The organism is Pseudomonas sp. HLS-6 TE3448 (assembly GCF_053629555.1).
Genome location: NZ_JBRJIO010000001.1, coordinates 2763905 through 2785513, shown reverse-complemented (window position 1 = coordinate 2785513; position 21609 = coordinate 2763905). Strand labels below are relative to the sequence as shown.

Here is a 21609-nt window from a genome sequence, read left to right as displayed (position 1 = left end):
ACCAGCGACTCGGTGATGACGGCCTGGCTCACGCTTCGACCAGAAAAGGGGCAGGGTCGCCGCAGCCCACGCGCACCACTTCCGGCTCGCCCTCAGCCAGATTGATGACTGTGGACGCCTTGAGGCCGCCAAAACCACCGTCGATGATCAGGTCGACATGGTGCTCCAGGCGCTGGCGCATTTCATATGGGTCAGTCATGGGTTCGTCATCACCCGGCAAGATCAGACTCACGCTCATCAAGGGCTCACCCAACTCTTCAAGCAGCGCCAGCATGATCGGATGATCCGGCACCCTGAGGCCGATGGTACGGCGCTTTTCATGCATCAATAACCGTGGCACTTCACGGGTAGCATTGAGGATAAAGGTGTATGGCCCCGGCACATGGGCCTTGAGCAAGCGAAAGGTACCGGTATCGATCTTGGCATACAGCCCCAACTGCGACATGTCACAACACAGCAATGTGAAGTTGTGGTTTTTGTCCAGCTTGCGCAAATGCCGAACCCGTTCAATGGCATTTTTGTCGCCGATCTGGCAACCCATTGCATAGGCCGAATCGGTGGGGTAGATCACCACCCCCCCCTTACGGATAATCTCCACGGCCTGCTTGATCAGGCGCGGCTGCGGATTCTCCGGATGAATCTGGAAAAATTGACTCACATTTTCTACCTGTTCAGACCGCGTCGTTAGGCTGCTCATGCTTGAATCGGCGCCATAGAGGCGGCAGATCCTCGGGCAATGGCCGGTAGACACCGATCTCCGACCAGGCGCCCGGACCATGGAAATCACTGCCGGCACTGGCCAGCAGACCGAATTCACGGGCCAGGATGGACATAGTGCCGACCTGTTCAGCTGGCATCATCCCATTCACCACTTCCAGCGCTTGCCCGCCTGCTTGAATATAGTCGGCAATCAGCCGACGGCGCTTGCTGCGCGTAAATTCATAGTGCAGCGGGTGCGCCAAACTCACCCAGGCGTCCGACTGACGCAAGGTTTCGACGGTATCCTCCAGGCTCGGCCAGTGCTGCTTGACGTCGCCCAGCTTGCCAGCCCCGAGCCATTTGCGAAACGCCTCTCCACGATCCTTGACGTAGCCGGCACGCACCAGAAATTCGGCAAAATGCGGTCGGGCCGGGGCATTGCCGCTGTCGCCGAGCTCCTTCTGAATGTCCCGTGCACCGTCCAGCGCCCCGGTCATGCCTTTCGCCGCCAACCGCCGGTCGATTTCCTCGGCACGCAACCAGCGCCCATGATGCAACGCATCAACCGCTGCATTCAGTGGTGCGGCATCGAGTGGAAACCCATAGCCCAGCACATGAATGGTGGCACCGCCCCAGGTGCAGGACAGCTCTACGCCACTGACCCACTGCATGCCCAGCGCACGCGTGGCGGTACGCGCTTCAATTTGCCCTTCAAGGGTGTCGTGGTCGGTCAGGGCCAATGTCCGCACGCCGTGTTCATGAGCCCGGGCGACCAGAGCCGTGGGCGACAAGGCGCCATCGGAGGCCGTACTGTGGCAGTGCAGATCAACATTCATAGGTGGCGCTTTCGCTGTCATTGATGTTTGTTATTATGCCGTCACATCCTGCTTCTGGCTGCCACTGTGAAACAATTCATCGATTTCATCCCGCTGATCCTGTTCTTCATCGTCTACAAACTTGAACCCCGTGCCGTCGAAATTGCCGGCCACGCCTTCGAGCTGGGCGGTATCTATAGTGCTACAGCGATGCTGATCATCAGCTCACTGGTGGTCTATGGCGCGTTGCTCATCCGTCAGCGCAAGCTGGAAAAAGGCCAATGGCTGACCCTGGTCGCCTGCCTGGTATTTGGCGGCCTGACACTGGCCTTCCATAGCGAGACCTTCCTGAAATGGAAAGCGCCGGTGGTGAACTGGCTGTTTGCGCTGGCCTTTGCCGGTAGCCACTTCGTCGGCGATCGCGTGCTGATCAAACGTATCATGGGGCACGCCCTGACGCTGCCGGCCTCGATCTGGAACCGCCTGAACGTCGCCTGGATCTTCTTCTTCCTGTTCTGTGGCGCCGCCAACCTCTTCGTCGCATTCACGTTCCAGAGCTTCTGGGTCGACTTCAAGGTGTTTGGCAGCCTGGGCATGACCGTACTCTTCCTGGTCGGCCAGGGCGTGTACCTGTCCCGCCACCTGCACGACAGTGACACCACCACACCGAAAACCGAGGACTGACATGCTCTACGCCATCATCGCCAGTGACGTTGCCAACTCGCTGGAAAACCGCCTGGCTGCGCGCCCTGCTCACCTGGAGCGCCTGCAGCAACTCAAGGCTGAAGGCCGCGTCGTACTGGCCGGCCCGCACCCGGCCATCGACAGCAACGATCCCGGTGCAGCGGGCTTCAGCGGCAGCCTGATCGTCGCTGAGTTCGAGTCACTGAGCGCCGCCCAGGCCTGGGCTGACGCCGACCCGTACGTTGCCGCCGGGGTTTATGACAAGGTTGTGGTCAAGCCGTTCAAGCAAGTCCTGCCGTAATGCCAGAGGCGGTGCGTACAACAGCGCACCGCCTGCCAGCATGCCTTTCTAGCGCCAATCGCTCATCATTCTCGTTAAACGGCCGACAACCTCTGGAACACTCAAGTGGAATCAGGAGTTCCGATGCGTCAAGGTCCGTTGTCCCTGCTGCTGTCCCTGTTGCTGTTGAGCCCGCTTGCTCAGGCCGAAGAGGCCGCTGCCAGCACCCCGCTGTCACTCAGTGCCGGCAGCCAGATCACCGAGCTGCAACAGCGTTTGAAGGAAAGCGAAGCACAGCGCCAGGCGCTGACCCAACAACTGCAAACGCTCGACAACACACGCGAAAGCTCACAGCTGAGTGAACTTCGCCAGGAAAACCAGCGTTTGAAGGCTCAGGTCAAGGCGCTGCAAACCAACAGCCCGATAAAACTGTTGACCGATCAACAGCAATGGTTCGTGATTGGCGGTGGAGTTGCACTCTTGGCAGCACTCTGCGGTATCTTTGCCAGCGGCAGCTACAGACGGCGCCGGCAATGGTTGAATTGAGTGAGACATGAGCGAGCTGTTACTGATCGATGATGACGAGGAGCTCTGCGAACTGCTGAGCAGTTGGCTGACCCAGGAAGGCTTTCAGGTGCGTGCTTGCCACGATGGCCAGAGTGCGCGCAAGGCCTTGGCCGAGTACGCGCCAGCCGCAGTGGTACTGGACGTGATGCTGCCCGACGGCAGTGGCCTTGAAGTGCTCAAGCAACTGCGCAGCGAGCATGCCGAGCTGCCTGTGGTGATGCTGTCAGCTCGCGGCGAGCCACTCGACCGCATTCTCGGCCTGGAGCTGGGCGCCGACGACTACCTCGCCAAACCCTGTGACCCTCGAGAACTGACTGCGCGCCTGCGCGCCGTGCTGCGACGCAGCCACCCGGCAGCGCCACCCAGCCAGCTGGAAATCGGTGACCTGAGCTTCAGCCCGGCCCGTGGCGTCATCAGCATCGACGAACATGAGCAAACCCTGACCCTCTCCGAAAGCCGCATTCTCGAAGCCCTGCTGCGTCAGCCCGGCGAGCCGCTGGAAAAACAGGAGCTTGCACAGATCGCCCTCGGACGAAAACTTACGCTCTACGACCGCAGCCTGGACATGCACGTCAGCAACCTGCGCAAAAAGCTGGGCCCACACCCGGATGGCCGCCCGCGAATTGTCGCGCTGCGTAGCCGAGGCTATTACTACAGCCTCTAATGTCAGGCCGACACCAGCGACTCTTTACCCAAGCTTTACGCTTGCCTGACCGCCGCTGACCTTGATCTCCCTACACTGAGCACATCCGGCCACTACCGGCTTCAGACAAGGAGACTCACCATGCGCAAGACCCTGATCGCCCTGATGCTCGCCGCGACCCTGCCAACGGTCGCCATGGCCATGCCCGAGGGCGGCCCGCACCAAGGCGAACACCACCGCGGCGGCGCGCCCTTTGCCCAACTGGACCTGACCCACGAGCAACGCCAACAGGTCCGCAAGCTGATGGGCGAACAAATGAAAGAGCGTCGCGAAATCACCCAGCGCTACCTGGAAAAACTCCCGGCAGCCGATCAAAAAGCCATGAAAGACGAGTTGAAGGCCAAGGAAGATAAAACCCAGGCCGACATTCGTGCACTGCTCAAACCCGACCAGCAAAAGCAGTTCGACGAAATGAAGAAGAAAGAGGCTGAGCGCCGCGCCGAGTGGAACGAGTTCAAAGCCTGGAAAGCTGAAAAAGCCAACAAGGCCCAGTAAGCTGTGCCACAACTGCCCGGTCTGCCACCGCACACCGGGCATTTTCCGTTAGAGGTGCCTCCTTTGCGTTCATTGTTCTGGCGCATCCTTGCCAGTTTTTGGCTGGCCATCACGCTGGTTGCCGGCCTGTCGATCCTGTTGGGCCACATGCTGAACCAGGACACCTGGATTCTCAGCCGTCATCCTGGGCTGAACACACTGGCCAAAAACTGGACCGAACGCTATGAGCGGGACGGCCCGGAAGTCGCTCAGGACCTGCTGGAACAGCGAAAACGGCAATATCACATCGACGTCCAGGTGCTGAACGACGGCGGAGATGCTGTCGTCCCCGGAACCTTCCCGCGCCGCGCCGCCGCCTTTGAGGCTCGCCGCCACAATGATGAACGGCAACTACCCTGGCGTCGCCTCACAGAGGAGTACACCAGCCCCGACACGGGCGACACCTACCTGCTGATCTACCGCATCCCACACCCGGAACTCGACGCCTGGCACCGCGAAAGCCTGCTCTGGCCATTGAGCGCATTGGGCATCGCACTGGTCGTGCTGACCCTGTTCAGCCTGTTGGTGACCCTGTCGATCACTCGCCCACTGGGCAGGCTGCGCGGCGCAGTGCATGACCTGGGGCAAACCACCTACCAACAGAACAGCCTGGCTCGACTGGCCAGCCGACGTGACGAGTTTGGCGTACTGGCCAACGACTTCAACCGCATGGGCGCACGCCTGCAAAGCCTGATAGGCAGCCAGCGCCAACTACTGCGCGATGTGTCGCACGAGCTGCGCTCGCCACTGGCACGCCTGCGCATCGCTCTGGCCCTTGCGGAGCGCGCCGGGCCGGAACAACGCGAAGCGCTATGGCCCCGACTGACCCGTGAATGCGACCGACTGGAAGCCCTGATCAGTGAAATCCTGGCATTGGCCCGTGTCGATGCCGAACAGGCCAAAGCCGAGCCGATTGACCTCTCGGCGCTGCTGCTGAACGTACAGAAGGATGCACTGCTCAATGCACCAGAGCAGGACATACACCTGGACAGTGAGCCCGGGCTGACCCTTCAAGGCTGGCCGACACTGCTGGAGCGTGCGCTGGACAATCTGTTGCGCAATGCCCAACGCTTCAACCCGCCCGGGCAGCCTATTGAGCTCAAGGCCACTGGTGACAGTGAACGGGTCGTTATCAGCGTGCGTGACCATGGCCAAGGTGTAGCCGGCGAACACCTGGAGCAACTGGGTAAACCATTCTTCCGAGCCCCAGGGCAAAGCGCAGCAGGTCATGGCCTGGGGCTAGCCATTGCACGGCGAGCAGTGGAACGTCATGGCGGTAGCCTCACACTGGGCAATCATCCGCAAGGCGGGTTTGTAGCGACCCTGACGTTACCGTCGCAAGGTGCTGCACAGTAACCTCATCGGGTGACTGTGCAGCACAGAACGACTTAGCCCGGCATCGACCAGGCGCTGACGAAGTCCTCGGTGGCCAGTATCGGCGCTGTACGGGGTTCGTTCTGAGGCGTGCCCAGGTACAGGAAGCCAAGAACCTCCTCCCCTTCGGCCAAGCCCAGCCCCTTGGCCACATGGGCGCTGTAGGACAGATCACCGGTACGCCACACCGCGCCAATCCCCTGGGCATAAGCCGCCAGCAGAATGCCGTGCGCCGCGCATCCTGCGGCCAGACGCTGCTCCGACTTGGGCACCTTGAAGTGGTCCTGCAAACGGGCAATGACCACGATCAGCAGTGGCGCCCGCAAGGGCATGGCACGGGCTTTGTCCAGCGTCGCCTGGGTCGTATCACCCTTGAGCTCGGTCGCCTCGACCAACAGCTGCCCCAGTTGTTCGCGAGCCGCGCCTTCGACGGTGAGAAATCGCCATGGCCGCAGTTGACCGTGATCGGGGGCACGCAAGGCTGCCTGAAACAGCGCCTCACGCTGTGCAGCATTCGGTGCCGGCTCCACCAGGCGTGGAACGGAAACACGGTTGAGCAATGCGTCGAGAGCCTCCATCGGCTACCCCCTGTAATTAAATGTGAGGCTATTCTAGCGTTTACATAAAAAGGTCCATAGGTAGAATGGCGCCTTTCCGCATCGAGTCAGAGCAGATCACATGGCGTTGCCGACCTTAAGGATCATTGGTTTCATTATCGGCATCTTCCTGATTACCCTGGCAATCAGCATGGTCGTGCCCATGGCCACCCTGGTGCTTTTCGAGCGCACCGGCGACCTGACCTCATTCCTCTGGGCCAGCCTGATCACCTTTCTAGCCGGTCTGGCACTGGTCGTTCCCGGACGTCCGGAGCACGTGCAACTGCGCCCACGGGACATGTACCTGCTTACCGTCAGCAGTTGGCTGGTGGTGTGTATCTTTGCTGCATTGCCCTTTCTGCTGACCCAGCACATCAGCTACACCGACGCATTTTTCGAAAGCATGTCGGGCATCACTGCCACCGGTGCCACCGTACTCAGCGGCCTGGACACCATGTCGCCAGGCATTTTGATCTGGCGCTCGCTGCTGCACTGGCTTGGCGGTATCGGCTTCATCGCAATGGCTGTGGCGATTCTCCCGTTGCTGCGTATCGGTGGTATGCGCCTGTTCCAGACCGAGTCGTCGGACCGCTCGGAAAAGGTCATGCCGCGCTCACACATGGTCGCCAAGTCGATTGTCATGGTTTACGTCGGTTTCACCACACTCGGCGCCCTGGCGTTCTGGCTCGCCGGCATGAACCCGTTCGACGCCATCAACCACGCCATGTCGGCCATTTCCACCGGAGGCTTCTCAACCTCCGACCAGTCTCTTGCCAAGTGGGACATACCCGCCGTGCATTGGGTTGCCGTGGTGGTGATGATCCTCGGCAGCCTGCCCTTCACCCTGTATGTCGCAACGCTGCGCGGTAACCGCAAAGCACTGTTCAGAGATCATCAGGTTCGCGGGTTGCTCGGCTTGTTGCTGGTCACCTGGGCAGTGCTCGGCACCTGGTACTGGGCCACGACCAGTCTTCACTGGCTCGAAGCCCTGCGCCATGTAGCGCTGAACGTGACATCCGTGGTGACCACCACTGGTTTTGCCTTGGGCGACTACAGCCTCTGGGGCAACTTCTCGCTGATGCTGTTTTTCTACCTCGGCTTTATCGGCGGCTGCTCAGGCTCGACCGCTGGCGGGATCAAGATCTTCCGCTTTCAGGTCGCCTATACCCTGCTCAAGGCCAACCTGAATCAACTGATCCACCCCCGCGCGGTGATCAAACAGAAGTACAACGGGCATCGTCTCGACGAAGAGATCGTGCGCTCGATTCTGACCTTTTCGTTCTTCTTCGCCACCACGATCTGTGTCATTGCCTTGGCCTTGTCGTTGCTGGGCGTAGAGTGGATGACCGCTCTGACCGGTGCAGCAGCCACCGTTTCAGGCGTTGGGCCGGGACTGGGCGAGACCATCGGCCCTTCCGGCAACTTCTCCAGCCTTCCGGATGCTGCGAAATGGATTCTGGCGGGCGGCATGCTGCTCGGCCGTCTGGAAATCATCACGGTGCTGGTGCTGTGCATGCCAGCGTTCTGGCGTCATTGACCCGCTAAGCGCTCGGCACACACCCACTCAGGCGGGCCCGATACTCTCCGGGCGTCTCATCAAACCAGCGGCGGAAAGCCCGAAAAAAGTTGCTCGGGTCAGCAAACCCCAGCAGATAGGCCGCTTCTAGCAACGTCATGCCCGGCTGGGCGAGGTACTGCTCAGCCAACTCACGGCGGGTGTCATCGAGCAAGGCCTGGAAGCTGGTGCCTTCTTCCTGCAATCGTCGCTGCAAGGTGCGCTGGGACAGGTGAAGCGCCTGGGCAACCATCTCCCGTTTCGGCTCGCCCTGAGGCAACATCCGGCATAGCACCTGACGGGCCCGATGCGTTACGCGGCTCTCGGAAAACCGCGCCAGGTACTCACCCGCGAAACGATCATGCAAGGCAGCCATGGCCTCGTTGGCGGTGGGCAATGGCGCTTCCATGTCTTTGCGCTCGAAAATCAACGCATTGTGCTCGGCACCAAACACTAGCGGGGCCTGGAAGGCCTGGCGATAGGGCTCCTGATCGACAGGCTCGGGCCCATGGATCAACACCCGCCGTAACTGGATAGGACGACCGCTGAGCCAACTGGACAGCGACAACGCACACGCCAACGAGGCTTCGGCGCTATGCCGGGTCGGCGGCAGGTGATCACCATGCACTGTCAGCACCAATGCATACCCCTCAGGCTCCAGGCGAAACGCCAGATCGGAGCTTTCAGCAATGATTCGTTGATAACGCACCAGACGCTCGAACCCCTCCGCCAGGGTTCGACTGGACATCAACGCATAGCCGACGACGTGAAAGGAAGCCGGGCGCACCACACGGGCCAGGTTCAGGCCAATCGCCTGATTGCCGGACAGCTCCACTGCCAACTGCCAAAGGCGGGTCATGGAGTCCTGTGGAAAGCGCGCGTCGGGGTCATCCAACGCCGCAAAATCCAGACCAAGCTGGGCAAACATGGCACGACAATCGAGCCCTTCCAACTCAAGTGCCTTGACGATTCCCGTTGCCCAGCTTGCTGAAGTGGTTCTTACGCTCATGGCTGGCTTCTTTTAAGTTCACATACCGCGATGCGGTGAACCAGAAGGATACTAAAACGGCGCCTATTGTCACTGGCTGATGTAGCTAATGACTCTAGACTCAATTCAGGCTCCACGTCGTGTACCGTGGCCATATCCGATAAACCAAGGAAGCGTTATCGTGAACAGCCCTCAGCATTTCAGCAGTTTTGCCGAGTTCTACCCCTACTATCTGGGGGAGCATAGCAACACTGTCTGTCGCCGCCTGCACTTTATCGGCACCAGCCTGGTCATCGCGCTGGCAGCCTACACGGTGGCCACTGGCAACTGGGCGCTGCTGCTGACGCTACCTGTTGCAGGTTACGGATTCGCATGGGTCGGGCATTTCTTTTTTGAAAAAAACCGTCCGGCCACGTTCAGCCACCCGTTCTACAGCTTGATTGGCGATTTCGCGATGTACCGCGACATGCTGCGTGGCAAGATCACTTTCTAGCCCGGTGTTCCCGGCAAACTCGATTGTGCTGCTGAAAAGCGTGCCAGCCACCAAGAGATGTAAACTGCGCTGCTGCACTTCGAGGAAGCATTGATGAGCGCCGGCTCGATATTTACGCTGCGTCACTACAATCATGACCTGATTGCCCACAGCCATGGGCACCCACAACTGGTGTTCGGTCTGCGCGGCCGCCTGGACTTCGAAGTCGAGGGACACGCAGGGCAAATCGAGCGTCAGGGGTTAATGGTGGTGCCCTCTGGCGCACATCACACCTGTGGCAGCCCCCAGGGCAGTCACTGCCTTGTACTGGATGTGCCGGTGGGTCAATGGTTGGGGAAACGCCTTGGCGAGCACGCCGAAGCCAGCCAACGCCTGCTGGATCACCCCGGCGCAATCAACCTGAACAGCCGCCAGCAGCAACTGGTCGACTGGCTGGCAGCAAGCCCGGTGAACGACCCGGTGATTGCCCAGCAGGGTGCTGTCTTGCTATTGGCCAGTCTCAGTGACGCCGCAACAACGCATGTGCCTGAGCGCCTGCTGCCCTACGCAGCCTTCGATGCCCACATTGAGCAGTATGCTGCCTACCCGCTTCAGGTAGCCGACTTGGCAAGGCTCGCCGGGTTGTCCAGTGCGCGACTGCACGCACGATTCATGGCCGAGTGCGCCACGCCCCCGATGGACTATATTCGCCAGCGCCGCCTGATAAAGGCTCGCCATCTACTGAGAAGCACAACGCTGCCTATCGGTGAGATTGCCTGTCGCGTTGGTTACAGTTCGCAAAGCGCATTCGCTGCCGCCGTACTCAAGGTATTTGGTTGCACGCCTGGCGCATTGCGCCGAGAGCCCGGCGACAACTGACGCGAGGATCGCGACAGACAGGCAGCACAACCGACTTTTACACTGAGCAGGCTGCCTCACTCAAACAACAAGGACCTCCATGAATCACCGCACCGCCCTGGGCGCCTTGCATATTGGCGCGCTGTTTTTCGGCCTGACTGGCGTGTTTGGCAAGCTTGCCAGCGCCGCACCGTCGATCATCGTCTTTGGTCGAGCGGTGTTCGCGGTAGCGGCACTGGCTGCGTTCGCAGCCCTCGCCGGGCAAGGCTGGATCCGCTTGCGCAATCAGGACTGGCAACGCCTCACGCTCGGCGGAGTACTGCTGGCGGGGCACTGGGTCAGCTTCTTCATTGCCGTAAAGGTCGCGGGCGTCGCGATCGCCACCTTGGGCTTTGCCAGCTTTCCGGCCTTTACCATCATCCTTGAAGGCCTGCTGTTTCGCGAACGCATCCGTGGCAACGAGGTACTTTTGGTAGCGCTGGTCAGCCTTGGCCTGATTCTGGTCACCCCCGACTTCAACCTCGCCAGCGAAGCCACCGGCGGCCTGCTGTGGGCGTTACTTTCCGGGCTGCTGTTTTCATTGCTGTCGCTGATCAACCGCGCCAATTCCGGACGCGTCCCGGCAGTCCAGGCTGCCCTCTGCCAAAACGCCGTGGTCGCCCTGTGCCTGCTGCCCATGGCGGCGCCGGAGATCAGCGCGGTACCTGCACTGGACTGGCTGTGGATTGGTCTGCTCGGGGTGTTCTGCACAGGCGTTGCCCACAGCCTGTTCGTCGCCAGCCTCGCGGTCATCAAGGCACGCACTGCGGCGGTGGTTTTTGCCATGGAGCCGGTCTACGGCATTGCCATGGCCTGGGTGATTTTCGCAGAGACGCCCACACCGCGCATGCTCATGGGCGGTGTGCTGATCATTCTGGCCATTGTCGTATCCAGTCGCATGGCCACAGGCCGCCAAGGCAAGAAGCTCAAGGCCGCCGAGAGCGCCTGATCAAGGCCGGTCGTTGTGACCCAGGTCGCGCTGCGGATCGATCTGGTCGCGTACACGCTGCTTGAGCACTTTGGCCTCAGGGAAACCGCCATCGGCCTTGCGCTCCCAGATCTGCACACCGTCGCAGGTGATGCGAAAGGCGCCTCCCGTGGCCGGCTCAAGCGCCACCCGCGACAGGTCATCGCTAAAGGTACTGAGCAGTTCCTGAGCCAGCCAGGCAGCACGAAGCAGCCACTGGCACTGAGTGCAATAGGTGATGACGATTTCAGGCTTGTGCAGGGTCATGCGGGTACTGTCTCCTGACCGATGACTAGGACTTCTCCAGGTTTGCCAGAATGCGTGCATGCACACGCATGCAGATGCTCAACTCCTCTTCATCGACCCCCGTGAACAGCTCGGCACGCAAGGCATTGGCGATGGTTTCGATCTGTTCGATCAGAGGTTTGGCGGGAGGGCAGAGCAAAATTTTCTTCGCCCGGCGATCCTCCAGGACTGCCTGACGACGCACCAGGCCCTGGGCCTCCAGGCTATCGAGCAAACGGGCCAGGGTCGGTCCCTCGACGCCAACACTCTGCGCAAGTTCGCGTTGAGTAGGCGCCTCTTCGAAACGGGCCAGGTGCAGCAGCACCAGCCAACGCGCTTGCGAAAGGTTCAATCCGGCCAGGCGGCGATCCAGTTCGGCGCGCCAGCCACGGGACATCTGCGCCAGCTGCATCCCAAAGCGGTGGTGATCGGTCAACGGCATAACACACTCATCATCAAAAACAATTATTAGTCAGCTAACCATGACCGAGCCCCTTAGGCAAGGCTCTGACACCAGGCATTTTGTCCAACAATCGTTATAAATGATGACACTAGCGGTGTTTTACATCTCAAATTCAGCGGCCAGGGCAGCCCGAACGCAGTACAACACCCCTTCGGGCACCCGCGCCCCGAACTGCCCGGCAATCGCCGAAACTGGCGGCAACTCCCCCTCGCCATCAAGGAACGCGTCCTGAAGCTCAAGCAACAGGTCTTCCGGCAAGTCCAGCGCCTGCTCCAGTGACAGTTCCTGACGACCAATGGCTTCGGCCAGCAGGCTGTAGACGTTTTTTTCACTGCATTGCAGTTGGCCGGCGATCTGGATCGGTGTCATGCCGGCACGGGCCAGGGTTACCAACTCGTGACGCAGATCGACCACAACCCTGGGCGTTTCAGCCTCGCCACCAAGCACCTCAAGGAAGGCCTGACCGTAGCGCTCCAGCTTACGCGCACCGACACCACTGACCCGGGCCATTTCGCTCAGGCTGCTCGGTTGGCTGCGCAGCATTTCGAGCAACGTCGAGTCGGGGAAGATCACGTAAGGCGGTACGCCATGCTCCTCGGCCAACTTGCGCCGCAGCGCACGCAGGGCCTCCCATTGCTCGCGCTCTTCACCACGCACCAACTGGCTCGCCGGGCTGCCGGAGCTGCCAGTGCCTTTGCTGGTCTGCGGTTTGAGATCTCGACGCAGCTCCAGGTTGACCTCGCCACGCAGTAACGGGCGGCAACTGTCGGAAAGGCGCAGGCCGCCATACCCTTCAAGGTCGATATCAGCCAGGCCTCGGGCAACCAGTTGACGGAACAGCGAGCGCCACTCCCCTTCCTGGCGCGCCTTGCCGACGCCAAATACCGACAACTGTTGATGGCCAAAACTACGCACTTTTTCGTTATCACGACCGAGCAATACGTCGATCAAATGGCCAACACCATAGCGCTGCCCCGTACGGTAGATGGCCGAAAGGGCCTGGCGTGCAGGCTCGGTCGCGTCCCAGGTCTGTACGCTGTCAACGCAGTTGTCACAATGACCACACGGCTGCTGGAGTTCTTCGTCGAAGTAGTTCAGCAATATCTGACGCCGACAGCGGGTTTCCTCGCACAAGGCCAGCATGGCGTCGAGCTTGTGCTGCTCGATGCGCTTGTGGCGCTCATCACCCTCGGAGTTTTGCAGCATCTGCTTGAGCATCACCATGTCCTGCAGGCCGTAGGCCATCCAGGCATCGGCGGGCAGCCCGTCACGGCCGGCACGACCGGTTTCCTGATAGTAGGCTTCCAGTGACTTGGGCAAGTCGAGGTGAGCGACAAAACGCACGTTGGGCTTGTCGATGCCCATGCCGAACGCAATGGTCGCGACCATGATCAGGCCCTCTTCGTTGAGGAAGCGCCGCTGGTTGCTGGCACGGGTTTCAGCGGGAAGGCCGGCATGGTAGGGCAAGGCCGGGAAGCCCTGATCACAGAGAAAGGCTGCAACATCGTCGACTTTCTTTCGCGACAGGCAGTAGACAATACCGGCGTTGCCACGGCGCTCGCCGAGGAACGCCATCAACTGCTTGCGTGGCTGTTCCTTGGGCACAATGCGATAGAAAATGTTCGGCCGATCGAAACTCGACAGAAAGCGTTCGGCATTCTGCAAATGCAGACGGGTAACGATTTCCTCGCGGGTACGCATGTCGGCCGTGGCCGTAAGGGCAATACGCGGCACCTGCGGAAACAGTTCGGCCAATTGCCCCAACTGCAGGTACTCCGGACGGAAATCATGGCCCCATTGCGAAACGCAGTGCGCCTCGTCAATCGCGAACAGCGCAATCTCCAGGCCGCGCAGGAAATCCAGCATACGCGGCTGAACCAGACGCTCAGGCGCCAGGTAGAGCATCTTGATTTCGCCGCGCCGGATCTTCCCGGCCAGCTCGCGCTGCTGCTCGGCACTCAGGGTCGAGTTCAGCGAGGCAGCTGCCACCCCCAACTCATCGAGGGTTGCAACCTGGTCTTCCATCAGGGCAATCAGGGGCGAGACAATCACCGCCAGACCATTGCGCAACAACCCTGGCACCTGATAGCAGAGCGACTTGCCACCACCGGTAGGCATCAGCACCAAGGCGTCCCCGCCCTTGGCCACACATTCGATGATCGCACCCTGGCGACCACGGAAACTGTCGTAGCCGAAGATATCCTTGAGGACGCGCTGAGCCTGTTCGAGCATAGAAACTCCAAAAATCGCAGAACCATCCTCGCCACAGGCTGGATGAAAAACCGATCCGCCTCATCCGAAAATGCGTAAGCGGCTTTTACCCCGGGACCGCCACGCAGGGCTCCCGACACAAAAGCCGGGCATTATACCCGAGCACCTGCCCGCGCAGGTGCCTCTACGATAGAGCGTCTTCCTTTGCATCGTTTGCACCGCAAGGTGCTAGAATTCATTATCGTTTATTCCCAAGGTAGCCCTGTAATGTCCTTCGCTGAGCAATTGAACCGCCTGCAAGCCTTCCTCGACGCCGACGAGTTGCATGAGGAAGCGCTGGACTACGTTGCCGCTCACGGCTACCTGACCGCGCTGTCGATCTGCGCCGAAGCCGTGCCCGAGCGTGAATGGATCGACGCCCTGTTCTCCGAAGAGCCGCATTACAAGGACGACGCCCAGCGCGCCGAGATCGAAACGACGCTGATCAAGCTCAAGGAACACATCGCGCGCCAACTGGCCAGCGACGAGGAGTTCGAGCTGCCATGCGACCTGGACCTTGGCGACGAGCCGGACGACTCCGAGCTGCGCGGCTGGTGCATCGGTTTCATGGAAGGCGTATTCCTGCGTGAAGAAGCCTGGTTCGAGACCGCGGAAGAAGAAGTCAGCGAAATGCTGCTGCCGATCATGGTCGGTTCCGGCCTGTTCGACGAGCAGCCTGAATTTGCCGACATCGCCAGCGATGCCAACCTGATGGACGACATGATCGTGCAGATCCCCGAGGCGCTGACTGCGCTGTATCTGCTCTGCCATGCGCCAGACGAGAAGCCAGCGCTGCTCAAACCCCGCCACCACTGAGTTTTTACCGATGCGTTACCTGCTGCTGGCCATCGGCTGGCTCAGCGTTGCGCTGGGGGTGATCGGCATCTTCCTGCCGGTACTGCCGACCACCCCGTTTCTGCTGCTGGCAGCAGCCTGCTTTGCGCGCAGCTCGCCCCGTTTTCACGACTGGCTGATCAACCACGCCCAACTGGGCCCGTGGATTCGTGACTACCTCAACGGCGAAGGCATTCCCCTCAAAGGCAAGGTCTACGCCATCGGCCTGATGTGGGCAAGCATCAGCCTGTCCTGCTACTTCGTACCCTTGCCGTGGGCGCGTGGTTTCATGCTGACCAGTGCGGTGTTGGTCAGCGTCTACATCTTGCGTCAGAAAACCCTGGTTAAACGTTGACAGCCTATGCCATTGGCGGGAGCCGCCGCGCTTTGCACAAACACTCAGCGCACATGGTTACGCGCGTAGGTCTCACTGCCCATCGCCGCAATCTGCCCTTCGATCAGTGCGTCGAATGGCTTTAGCAACCCGTCAAACACGTCCGGCGCCTCGAGCACGTTCAATGCCTGCACCACCGCCTCCAGCGTCGATAACGCGCCTGGTTCCGGCGCCTTGCGCAACCGGTAACGCGACGGCTGAACGGTTGCCAGGCTGACCCTCGGCAGGCCCGCCAGCAACGGGTTCAGGTGCAACAACTTGCGTGCCTTGCGCCAGGTTCCGTCAGGCACTACCAGCAACCAGGGACGCGAGTCCTGGTCGTTACTGTAGGGGCCAAGCGCTTGCGCTTCATCGCCAGGGAACAGCACGGCAACCCGGTAACCGGGGGTCGCGATCAGATCGTGCAGGTCATCAAACACCTCGCCCACCCGCAACTCGGCATTGCGCAGGCCCAAGCCAGCCAGGCGAGCAGTGTTCAGAGCATGGCGGACTTCACTTGGGTGCTGCAAAAGCACGACGCGTGTACGGCTCTCAAGGCTGGGGATCAAGGGGCAAAGGCAGTGGTTTTGCGGTCGCAGGCAGCGCTCGCAGTTGATTCTGGACATCGATTTCTCCTGAGTGCACAAGTGTGCCACAACAGGCTCGAAAAGCTTACCCACATCCCTGTGGGTAGCCGGGGCTAGCGGTTGAAGCGTTCTGCCAGGCTGTACAGGTAATCAGCCATGTGTTCGAGGTCCTGACTGATCTCTGCTCCCTGCTTGGCCTGATCGGCGCTGTGGTCGCAGAGCTGGGCGATACGGGTAATCTGCTGATTGATGTCCTCGGCCACATGGCTTTGTTGCTCGGAAGCCGTGGCCATTTGTTGGCTCATGCCCGTAATGCGGCTCACGGCCTGGCTAATACCGACCAATGCTGATTGCACGGCCTCAACGCGCTGCACACTGTCACGGGAAATCTGCTCGCCCTTGGTCGCGGTGCTCACGGCGCGCTCGGCACCGGAACGCAGCGAGGCAATGATCTGGTGGATTTCCTCGGTTGAGGTACGGGTACGCTGGGCCAGCGAGCGAACCTCATCGGCCACGACCGCAAAGCCCCGCCCCTGCTCCCCCGCCCTGGCGGCCTCAATGGCCGCGTTCAGCGCCAGCAGGTTGGTCTGCTCGGCAATCGAGGTGATCACATCCACGACGCTGCCAATCGACTGGGTCTGGTCAGCCAAGGCATGCACTGCCACGCCAATGTTGTTGACCGCTTCGCTCATACTGCTCATCGCTTGCAAACTCTGCTGAGCCAGATCACTGCCCTGCTGAGTCAGCTTGTCAGCATCGGAAGCGGCAATGGCCGTGTTCTGCACATTGTGGGTCACCTCCTGAATCGTCGCAGCCATTTGCGCGATGGCCGTGGCGGACTGGTCGGTCTCATTGCGTTGACGATCGAGCATCTGCGCCTGGGAGCCCGACAAATCGGAAGATTGCGCCGCCCGCGCCTTGACCCCGACGCCCGCATCAACCAGCCGGGTCAGCGCGGTCTGCAGCCGGGCCTCCTCACTGATAATGGCCAGCTCCAACTGCCCCAGCAACCCCGCATTGTCACTGTAGGTCAGTGCAACCAGCGGGCTGGTGAAGGCTTTGGGGTGCTCAGCCAAAGTGCGCTTGATGGCGCGGTTCTGTCGCGATTCGGTCAGGTACCAGGCCGCAAGCAGGCTCGCCGCCAACACACCCAGCGCCGCGTATTGCGGCAACCACAAGTACCCTGCTGCCGACACGCCTCCTGCAACCAGCAATGGCCAGCCATGAGCCAACTGGGTACCCAGCCGTGCAGCGACCGGTAGCGCCGAACGCCCTTGGCGCAAGCGCGCATACAATGCCGAGGCGCGGCGAATCTGCTCACGGCTCGGCACTGAACGTACCGACTCATAACCGCTGATCCGGCCATTTTCATAAATCGCTGTAACGTAGGCACTTACCCAGTAAAAATCGCCGTTCTTGGCCCTGTTCTTGACCACGCCCATCCAGGGCTTTCCCTGTTTGATGGTCTCCCACATATGAGCAAACACCGCAGGCGGCATGTCCGGATGACGTACCAGGTTGTGCGTCTGGCCTACCAGTTCCTCATTGGTAAAACCACTGATCGAGATAAAGGCATCGTTGCAGTAGGTAATGCGGCTGTTCAGGTCGGTAGTGGAGATTAGCCGCTGTTCATTGGGAAAGGTTCTTTCATGCTCAGTTACGGGCAAATTCATGCGCATCTGGGCGTTCCCTGCTTGGAGGAAAATGATAGAAAATCATCAAGCAAAGGAAGGTTTAGCAGAGCCTTTACGGGCGTGATGGCGAAAAAACCCAGAAATTTCCCGATTTTCGAAAAATATTTTCCAGACATACCGTTCAGGCTGGCATGAGCTGTGCCTTGAGCAAATCACGAAAGGTCTGGATCAACGGTTCGCGGCTGCGCCCGCGGCGGATGATCATGGAAAATGGCGCTTGGTAGCCGAAAGTCGCCGGGGACAGTACCCGCAAATCGCCCTTGTCCACCCAGGCCTGTGCATAGTGCTCGGGCAAATAACCAATGTAGGCACCGGACAACACCAGGATCAGTTGTGCCTCCATGCTCTCCACCGTTGCCGCGCTGTGCTTGAAACCATGCCGAGCAAGTTCCGCCTGGCTCCAGTAACCGCGCCCGACCATGCGCTGCTGGGTAATCACTTGCTCGGGAATACGCCGTTGCAGGTAGAGCGGATGGCGATTGCTGCAGTACAACCAGTGTTGCTCGCGGTACAGCGGCTGATACAGCAAGCCACTCATGCGCGTGGAAAACGCGCCAATCGCCAGGTCCAGGCGGTTGTCCTGCACGCCCAACTGCAACTCGTAAGGGCTGGACACCGACAAGTGCAAATGCACCGCCGGGTGCTCCTGACTGTATGCACCAATGGCCTCGGCCAGCGGCAAGGCCCGGTCACCTACCGTGGAATCGATCACACCCAGGTTAAGCGTGCCACGCAACTCGCCTTTGAGCGCTGCAGCGTACTGCTCGAAACCTTCCATTTCCGCCAGCAAGCGCAACGTTTCCTGATGAAACAGTTCACCCTTGCTGGTCAGGCTGAAGCCACCACGCCCCCGATGGCACAGCACGATCCCTAACGCAGATTCCAACTGGCTCATGTAGGTGCTGATGGCCGAGGTCGACAGGTTCAACTCTTGCTGGGCATTGGCGAACCCTTGATGACGCACGACGCTGACGAAGATGCGCAGCAGTTTCAGGTCAGGCAATGCGTTGGCCATATTCGGTTGATCCGTGAGGGGTGGTCTGCAAAGTCTAACCAGCACCGGGCGCATAGTTCATAAAAATCTGAAGTAAGTATTTAGCTGTAGCGATTCTTTTCAACCACTACGTTTTGCAGACTCCGCCACAACCCGGCCTGTGCGCGGTGTTTCAGTTGCCTTCCCGCTTCAGCCCGACAGGTTTCAACCACTAAAACTATCGAATCGATGAGGCCAGACCGTGGACAAGATTCTTCATCAACCGCTGGGCGGCAACGAAATGCCGCGCTTCGGCGGTATCGCCACCATGCTCCGTCTCCCCCACCTGCAAAGCGCAGCCGGCCTGGATGCCGCGTTTGTCGGTATTCCGCTGGACATCGGCACCTCGCTACGCTCAGGTACTCGCTTCGGCCCACGGGAGATACGTGCCGAGTCGGTGATGATCCGCCCTTACAACATGGCAACCGGTGCCGCCCCCTTCGACTCACTGTCGGTGGCCGACATCGGTGATGTGGCAATCAACACGTTCAATCTGCTCGACGCGGTGCGGATCATTGAAGAGGCCTACGATCAGATCCTGGCACACGATGTGATTCCACTGACCATGGGCGGCGACCACACTGTGACCCTGCCGATCCTGCGTGCCCTCCATAAAAAGCACGGCAAGGTCGGGCTGGTGCATATCGATGCCCACGCCGACGTCAATGACCACATGTTCGGCGAAAAAATCGCCCACGGCACCACCTTCCGCCGCGCAGTCGAGGAAGGCCTGCTGGACTGCGACCGGGTGGTCCAGATTGGCTTGCGCGCCCAAGGCTACACCGCAGAAGACTTCAACTGGAGCCGCAAGCAGGGCTTCAGGGTGGTTCAAGCCGAGGAGTGCTGGCACCAGTCGCTAGAGCCACTGATGGCTGAAGTGCGCGAGAAAGTCGGTGGCGGCCCGGTCTACCTTAGCTTTGACATCGACGGTATCGACCCGGCCTGGGCGCCTGGTACCGGCACGCCAGAAATCGGTGGCCTGACCACCATACAGGCCATGGAGATCATTCGTGGCTGCCAGGGCCTGGACCTGATCGGTTGCGACCTGGTGGAAGTGTCCCCGCCTTATGACACGACCGGCAATACCTCGTTGCTCGGCGCCAACCTGCTCTACGAAATGCTGTGCGTATTGCCGGGCGTGGCACGCCGCTAAAGCAACACCTCCAGGACAACCGCCACGGCAGGAAGCCATGACAGCGCGGCCGCTGACCGGCCCGCTGTACTGAAGAATGCCCCGGGCGGCCATGACCGCCCGCGAGGTCGATCTCACCATAATAAAGACAATCGGAGACACCCCATGGCCCTGGATATTTTCGTTGTGCTGATTTATGCCGCCGGCATGCTCACGCTCGGCTGGTATGGAATGCGCCGAGCCAAGACCCATGAAGACTACCTTGTCGCTGGCCGCAACCTCGGCCCGACCCTGTACATGGGCACCATGGCCACCACCGTACTGGGCGGCGCGTCTACCGTTGGCTCTGTACGCCTTGGCTATGTCCATGGTATCTCGGGTTTCTGGCTTTGCGCCGCCTTGGGCATGGGCATCATCGCCCTGAACCTGTTCCTGGCCAAACCGCTGTTGCGCCTGCGTATCTTCACTGTCACCCAGGTACTTGAGCGCCGCTATAACCCCATGGCACGTCAAGCCAGTGCCGCGATCATGCTGGCTTATGCACTGATGATTGGGGTGACCTCTGTCCTGGCCATCGGCACCGTTCTGGAAGTGCTGCTCGACCTGCCGTTCTGGCTGGCCATTGTGCTCGGCGGTGGCGTGGTCGTGACCTACTCAACCATCGGTGGCATGTGGTCACTGACCCTGACAGACATCGTCCAGTTCGTGATCAAGACCGTCGGCCTGATGTTCATCCTGCTACCGGTTTGCCTGTACAAGGTCGGGGGTTGGGATGAGTTGGTGAACAAACTGCCAGAAGCCAGTTTCAGTTTCAGTTTCACAACCATCGGCTGGGACACCATCATCACCTACTTCCTGATCTACTTCTTCGGCATCCTGATCGGTCAGGACATCTGGCAACGGGTGTTCACCGCGCGCGACGAAAAGGTGGCTCAATATGCCGGTACGACCGCTGGCATCTACTGTGTGATCTATGGTCTGGCCTGCGCTCTGATCGGTATGGCAGCACATGTGCTGATGCCTGACCTGAGCAACCCCAACAACGCCTTCGCCGCAGTGATCAAGGGCACCCTGCCCGATGGTATCCGGGGGCTGCTGATGGCTGCCGCCCTGGCTGCCATGATGTCCACCGCCAGTGCTGGCCTGCTGGCAGCCTCCACCACGCTGACCGAAGACCTGCTGCCACGGCTGCGCGGCGGCAAGCAGTCGAGCCTGGGAGTGAACCGTCTGTTTACCTGCCTGACCGGTATCGTTGTGCTGGGCATTGCACTGGTGGTGAACGACGTGATCAGCGCGCTGACCCTGGCTTACAACCTGCTGGTCGGTGGCATGCTGATTCCGCTGATCGGCGCGATCTACTGGAAGCGCGCGACCACTGCAGGCGCAATCACCAGCATGGTGCTGGGTTTCGGCACCGCACTGGTATTCATGTTCAAGGATGGCCTGGAAGCCAATACGCCCATCTACTACAGCCTGGCAATTGGCCTGATCAGCTTCATCGCGGTCAGCCTGATGTCACGCCAGCCCGTGAAAGCAGCAGAACTGGCCTGACCTGAACATACCGTCGCATTCGCCATGATGCGACGGTTTTCAGGCCGATACTGCGCCAGTTTACTTGCGCGGCTGGCGTTTGCGTTGCTCCTCATCACTGGGAATCGGAACCGGTTGCAGCGGTGGCGGAATCAGGCCAAGCGCAACAGCCAGGTCATGTAGCCAGTTATACAGCGCATTTTTCATGACATCCCCCTTACGGGCTATCTGGCGCGGCAAAGAAGTCCTGCGGCGCTTCATAGAGATCATAGCCCGATGTCCTTCTCCGCGCACCGC

Annotated in this window: 24 protein-coding genes and 2 pseudogenes; 14 read left to right on the top strand and 12 right to left on the bottom strand. The window is 60.2% G+C overall.

Going from position 1 to position 21609, the window contains the following annotated elements; genetic code table 11:
- Nucleotides 1-28 precede the first annotated feature (28 nt).
- Both AB7M23_RS12930 and AB7M23_RS12925 read right to left on the bottom strand, forming a co-directional pair.
- Entirely contained in the window at nucleotides 29-658 is a 630-nt protein-coding gene (locus AB7M23_RS12930) for an L-threonylcarbamoyladenylate synthase (RefSeq protein ID WP_099773872.1), read from the bottom strand.
- Between the two features lie 13 nt (nucleotides 659-671).
- Nucleotides 672-1535, bottom strand: coding sequence for a PHP domain-containing protein (locus tag AB7M23_RS12925; RefSeq protein WP_454240995.1), 864 nt, complete (start codon nucleotides 1533-1535; stop codon nucleotides 672-674).
- A gap of 66 nt (nucleotides 1536-1601) precedes the next feature.
- Here AB7M23_RS12925 and AB7M23_RS12920 point away from each other — a divergent pair, with 66 nt between their 5' ends.
- The 6 genes from AB7M23_RS12920 to AB7M23_RS12895 all read left to right on the top strand — a co-directional run bounded on the left by AB7M23_RS12920 (nucleotide 1602) and on the right by AB7M23_RS12895 (nucleotide 5638).
- A complete protein-coding gene (locus AB7M23_RS12920; RefSeq protein ID WP_454240994.1) occupies nucleotides 1602-2198 on the top strand; it encodes a septation protein A in 597 nt (198 codons plus the stop codon).
- Nucleotide 2199: 1 nt separating this feature from the next.
- Nucleotides 2200-2499, top strand: a complete 300-nt coding sequence (locus AB7M23_RS12915) for a YciI family protein (RefSeq protein WP_454240993.1) — start codon at nucleotides 2200-2202, stop codon at nucleotides 2497-2499.
- A 123-nt stretch (nucleotides 2500-2622) separates the two neighbouring features.
- On the top strand, nucleotides 2623-3024 hold the full coding sequence (locus AB7M23_RS12910; protein WP_102053098.1) for a translation initiation factor 2: 402 nt from the start codon (nucleotides 2623-2625) through the stop codon (nucleotides 3022-3024).
- Between the two features lie 7 nt (nucleotides 3025-3031).
- Nucleotides 3032-3709 carry a response regulator transcription factor gene (locus AB7M23_RS12905; protein ID WP_065760899.1) on the top strand — a complete coding sequence of 226 codons (678 nt, stop codon included), beginning with the start codon at nucleotides 3032-3034 and terminating at the stop codon, nucleotides 3707-3709.
- A 120-nt stretch (nucleotides 3710-3829) separates the two neighbouring features.
- Nucleotides 3830-4243, top strand: a complete 414-nt coding sequence (locus AB7M23_RS12900; protein ID WP_454240992.1) for a Spy/CpxP family protein refolding chaperone — start codon at nucleotides 3830-3832, stop codon at nucleotides 4241-4243.
- A 63-nt stretch (nucleotides 4244-4306) separates the two neighbouring features.
- On the top strand, nucleotides 4307-5638 hold the full coding sequence (locus AB7M23_RS12895; RefSeq protein WP_454240991.1) for a sensor histidine kinase: 1332 nt from the start codon (nucleotides 4307-4309) through the stop codon (nucleotides 5636-5638).
- Nucleotides 5639-5670: 32 nt separating this feature from the next.
- Here the strand turns inward: AB7M23_RS12895 and AB7M23_RS12890 are convergent, their stop codons facing one another.
- On the bottom strand, nucleotides 5671-6234 hold the full coding sequence (locus tag AB7M23_RS12890; protein WP_454240990.1) for a nitroreductase family protein: 564 nt from the start codon (nucleotides 6232-6234) through the stop codon (nucleotides 5671-5673).
- A gap of 100 nt (nucleotides 6235-6334) precedes the next feature.
- On the opposite strand from AB7M23_RS12890, the gene AB7M23_RS12885 reads away from it, so the two are divergent.
- Entirely contained in the window at nucleotides 6335-7789 is a 1455-nt protein-coding gene (locus AB7M23_RS12885; protein ID WP_454240989.1) for a TrkH family potassium uptake protein, read from the top strand.
- A 4-nt stretch (nucleotides 7790-7793) separates the two neighbouring features.
- Here the strand turns inward: AB7M23_RS12885 and AB7M23_RS12880 are convergent, their stop codons facing one another.
- On the bottom strand, nucleotides 7794-8816 hold the full coding sequence (locus tag AB7M23_RS12880) for an AraC family transcriptional regulator (protein WP_099773865.1): 1023 nt from the start codon (nucleotides 8814-8816) through the stop codon (nucleotides 7794-7796).
- Nucleotides 8817-8976: 160 nt separating this feature from the next.
- Between AB7M23_RS12880 and AB7M23_RS12875 the strand changes: the two genes are divergently transcribed.
- From AB7M23_RS12875 to AB7M23_RS12865, 3 genes are all read left to right on the top strand, one after another.
- Nucleotides 8977-9288, top strand: coding sequence for an Mpo1-like protein (locus AB7M23_RS12875; RefSeq protein WP_454240988.1), 312 nt, complete (start codon nucleotides 8977-8979; stop codon nucleotides 9286-9288).
- Nucleotides 9289-9381: 93 nt separating this feature from the next.
- Nucleotides 9382-10146 carry an AraC family transcriptional regulator gene (locus tag AB7M23_RS12870; protein ID WP_454240987.1) on the top strand — a complete coding sequence of 255 codons (765 nt, stop codon included), beginning with the start codon at nucleotides 9382-9384 and terminating at the stop codon, nucleotides 10144-10146.
- Nucleotides 10147-10225: 79 nt separating this feature from the next.
- Entirely contained in the window at nucleotides 10226-11113 is an 888-nt protein-coding gene (locus AB7M23_RS12865) for a DMT family transporter (RefSeq protein WP_454240986.1), read from the top strand.
- Here the strand turns inward: AB7M23_RS12865 and AB7M23_RS12860 are convergent, their stop codons facing one another.
- The 3 genes from AB7M23_RS12860 to recQ all read right to left on the bottom strand — a co-directional run bounded on the left by AB7M23_RS12860 (nucleotide 11114) and on the right by recQ (nucleotide 14111).
- Entirely contained in the window at nucleotides 11114-11398 is a 285-nt protein-coding gene (locus tag AB7M23_RS12860) for a SelT/SelW/SelH family protein (RefSeq protein WP_099773862.1), read from the bottom strand.
- Between the two features lie 25 nt (nucleotides 11399-11423).
- Nucleotides 11424-11858: a MarR family transcriptional regulator gene (locus AB7M23_RS12855; protein ID WP_065760890.1), complete on the bottom strand. Its 435-nt coding sequence runs from the start codon at nucleotides 11856-11858 to the stop codon at nucleotides 11424-11426.
- Nucleotides 11859-11978: 120 nt separating this feature from the next.
- Nucleotides 11979-14111: a DNA helicase RecQ gene (gene recQ / locus AB7M23_RS12850; protein WP_454240985.1), complete on the bottom strand. Its 2133-nt coding sequence runs from the start codon at nucleotides 14109-14111 to the stop codon at nucleotides 11979-11981.
- 246 nt (nucleotides 14112-14357) lie between these two features.
- Between recQ and AB7M23_RS12845 the strand changes: the two genes are divergently transcribed.
- Both AB7M23_RS12845 and AB7M23_RS12840 read left to right on the top strand, forming a co-directional pair.
- A complete protein-coding gene (locus AB7M23_RS12845; RefSeq protein WP_454240984.1) occupies nucleotides 14358-14945 on the top strand; it encodes a UPF0149 family protein in 588 nt (195 codons plus the stop codon).
- A 10-nt stretch (nucleotides 14946-14955) separates the two neighbouring features.
- Entirely contained in the window at nucleotides 14956-15318 is a 363-nt protein-coding gene (locus AB7M23_RS12840) for a YbaN family protein (protein WP_454240983.1), read from the top strand.
- Between the two features lie 44 nt (nucleotides 15319-15362).
- On the opposite strand, the gene AB7M23_RS12835 is transcribed toward AB7M23_RS12840, so the two are convergent.
- The 4 genes and pseudogenes from AB7M23_RS12835 to AB7M23_RS12820 form a co-directional block, all read right to left on the bottom strand.
- Nucleotides 15363-15962: a tRNA-uridine aminocarboxypropyltransferase gene (locus AB7M23_RS12835; protein WP_330523523.1), complete on the bottom strand. Its 600-nt coding sequence runs from the start codon at nucleotides 15960-15962 to the stop codon at nucleotides 15363-15365.
- Between the two features lie 74 nt (nucleotides 15963-16036).
- Nucleotides 16037-17011, bottom strand: a pseudogene (locus tag AB7M23_RS12830) (methyl-accepting chemotaxis protein); the annotation flags it as partial.
- 279 nt (nucleotides 17012-17290) lie between these two features.
- Nucleotides 17291-17596: pseudogene (locus AB7M23_RS12825) on the bottom strand (PAS domain-containing protein); the annotation flags it as partial.
- Nucleotides 17597-17738: 142 nt separating this feature from the next.
- The gene (locus AB7M23_RS12820; RefSeq protein WP_065760884.1) at nucleotides 17739-18632 is read right to left on the bottom strand and encodes a LysR family transcriptional regulator; all 894 of its coding nucleotides are present in this window, start codon (nucleotides 18630-18632) and stop codon (nucleotides 17739-17741) included.
- A 220-nt stretch (nucleotides 18633-18852) separates the two neighbouring features.
- Here AB7M23_RS12820 and speB point away from each other — a divergent pair, with 220 nt between their 5' ends.
- Together speB and AB7M23_RS12810 are read left to right on the top strand one after the other, a co-directional pair.
- On the top strand, nucleotides 18853-19803 hold the full coding sequence (gene speB, locus AB7M23_RS12815; RefSeq protein WP_330523521.1) for an agmatinase: 951 nt from the start codon (nucleotides 18853-18855) through the stop codon (nucleotides 19801-19803).
- 144 nt (nucleotides 19804-19947) lie between these two features.
- Complete coding sequence (locus tag AB7M23_RS12810) at nucleotides 19948-21333, top strand: sodium:solute symporter (protein WP_454240982.1); 1386 nt, start codon at nucleotides 19948-19950, stop codon at nucleotides 21331-21333.
- Nucleotides 21334-21393: 60 nt separating this feature from the next.
- Here the strand turns inward: AB7M23_RS12810 and AB7M23_RS12805 are convergent, their stop codons facing one another.
- Nucleotides 21394-21519, bottom strand: a complete 126-nt coding sequence (locus AB7M23_RS12805) for a PA1414 family protein (protein ID WP_256587577.1) — start codon at nucleotides 21517-21519, stop codon at nucleotides 21394-21396.
- Nucleotides 21520-21609: the final 90 nt, after the last annotated feature.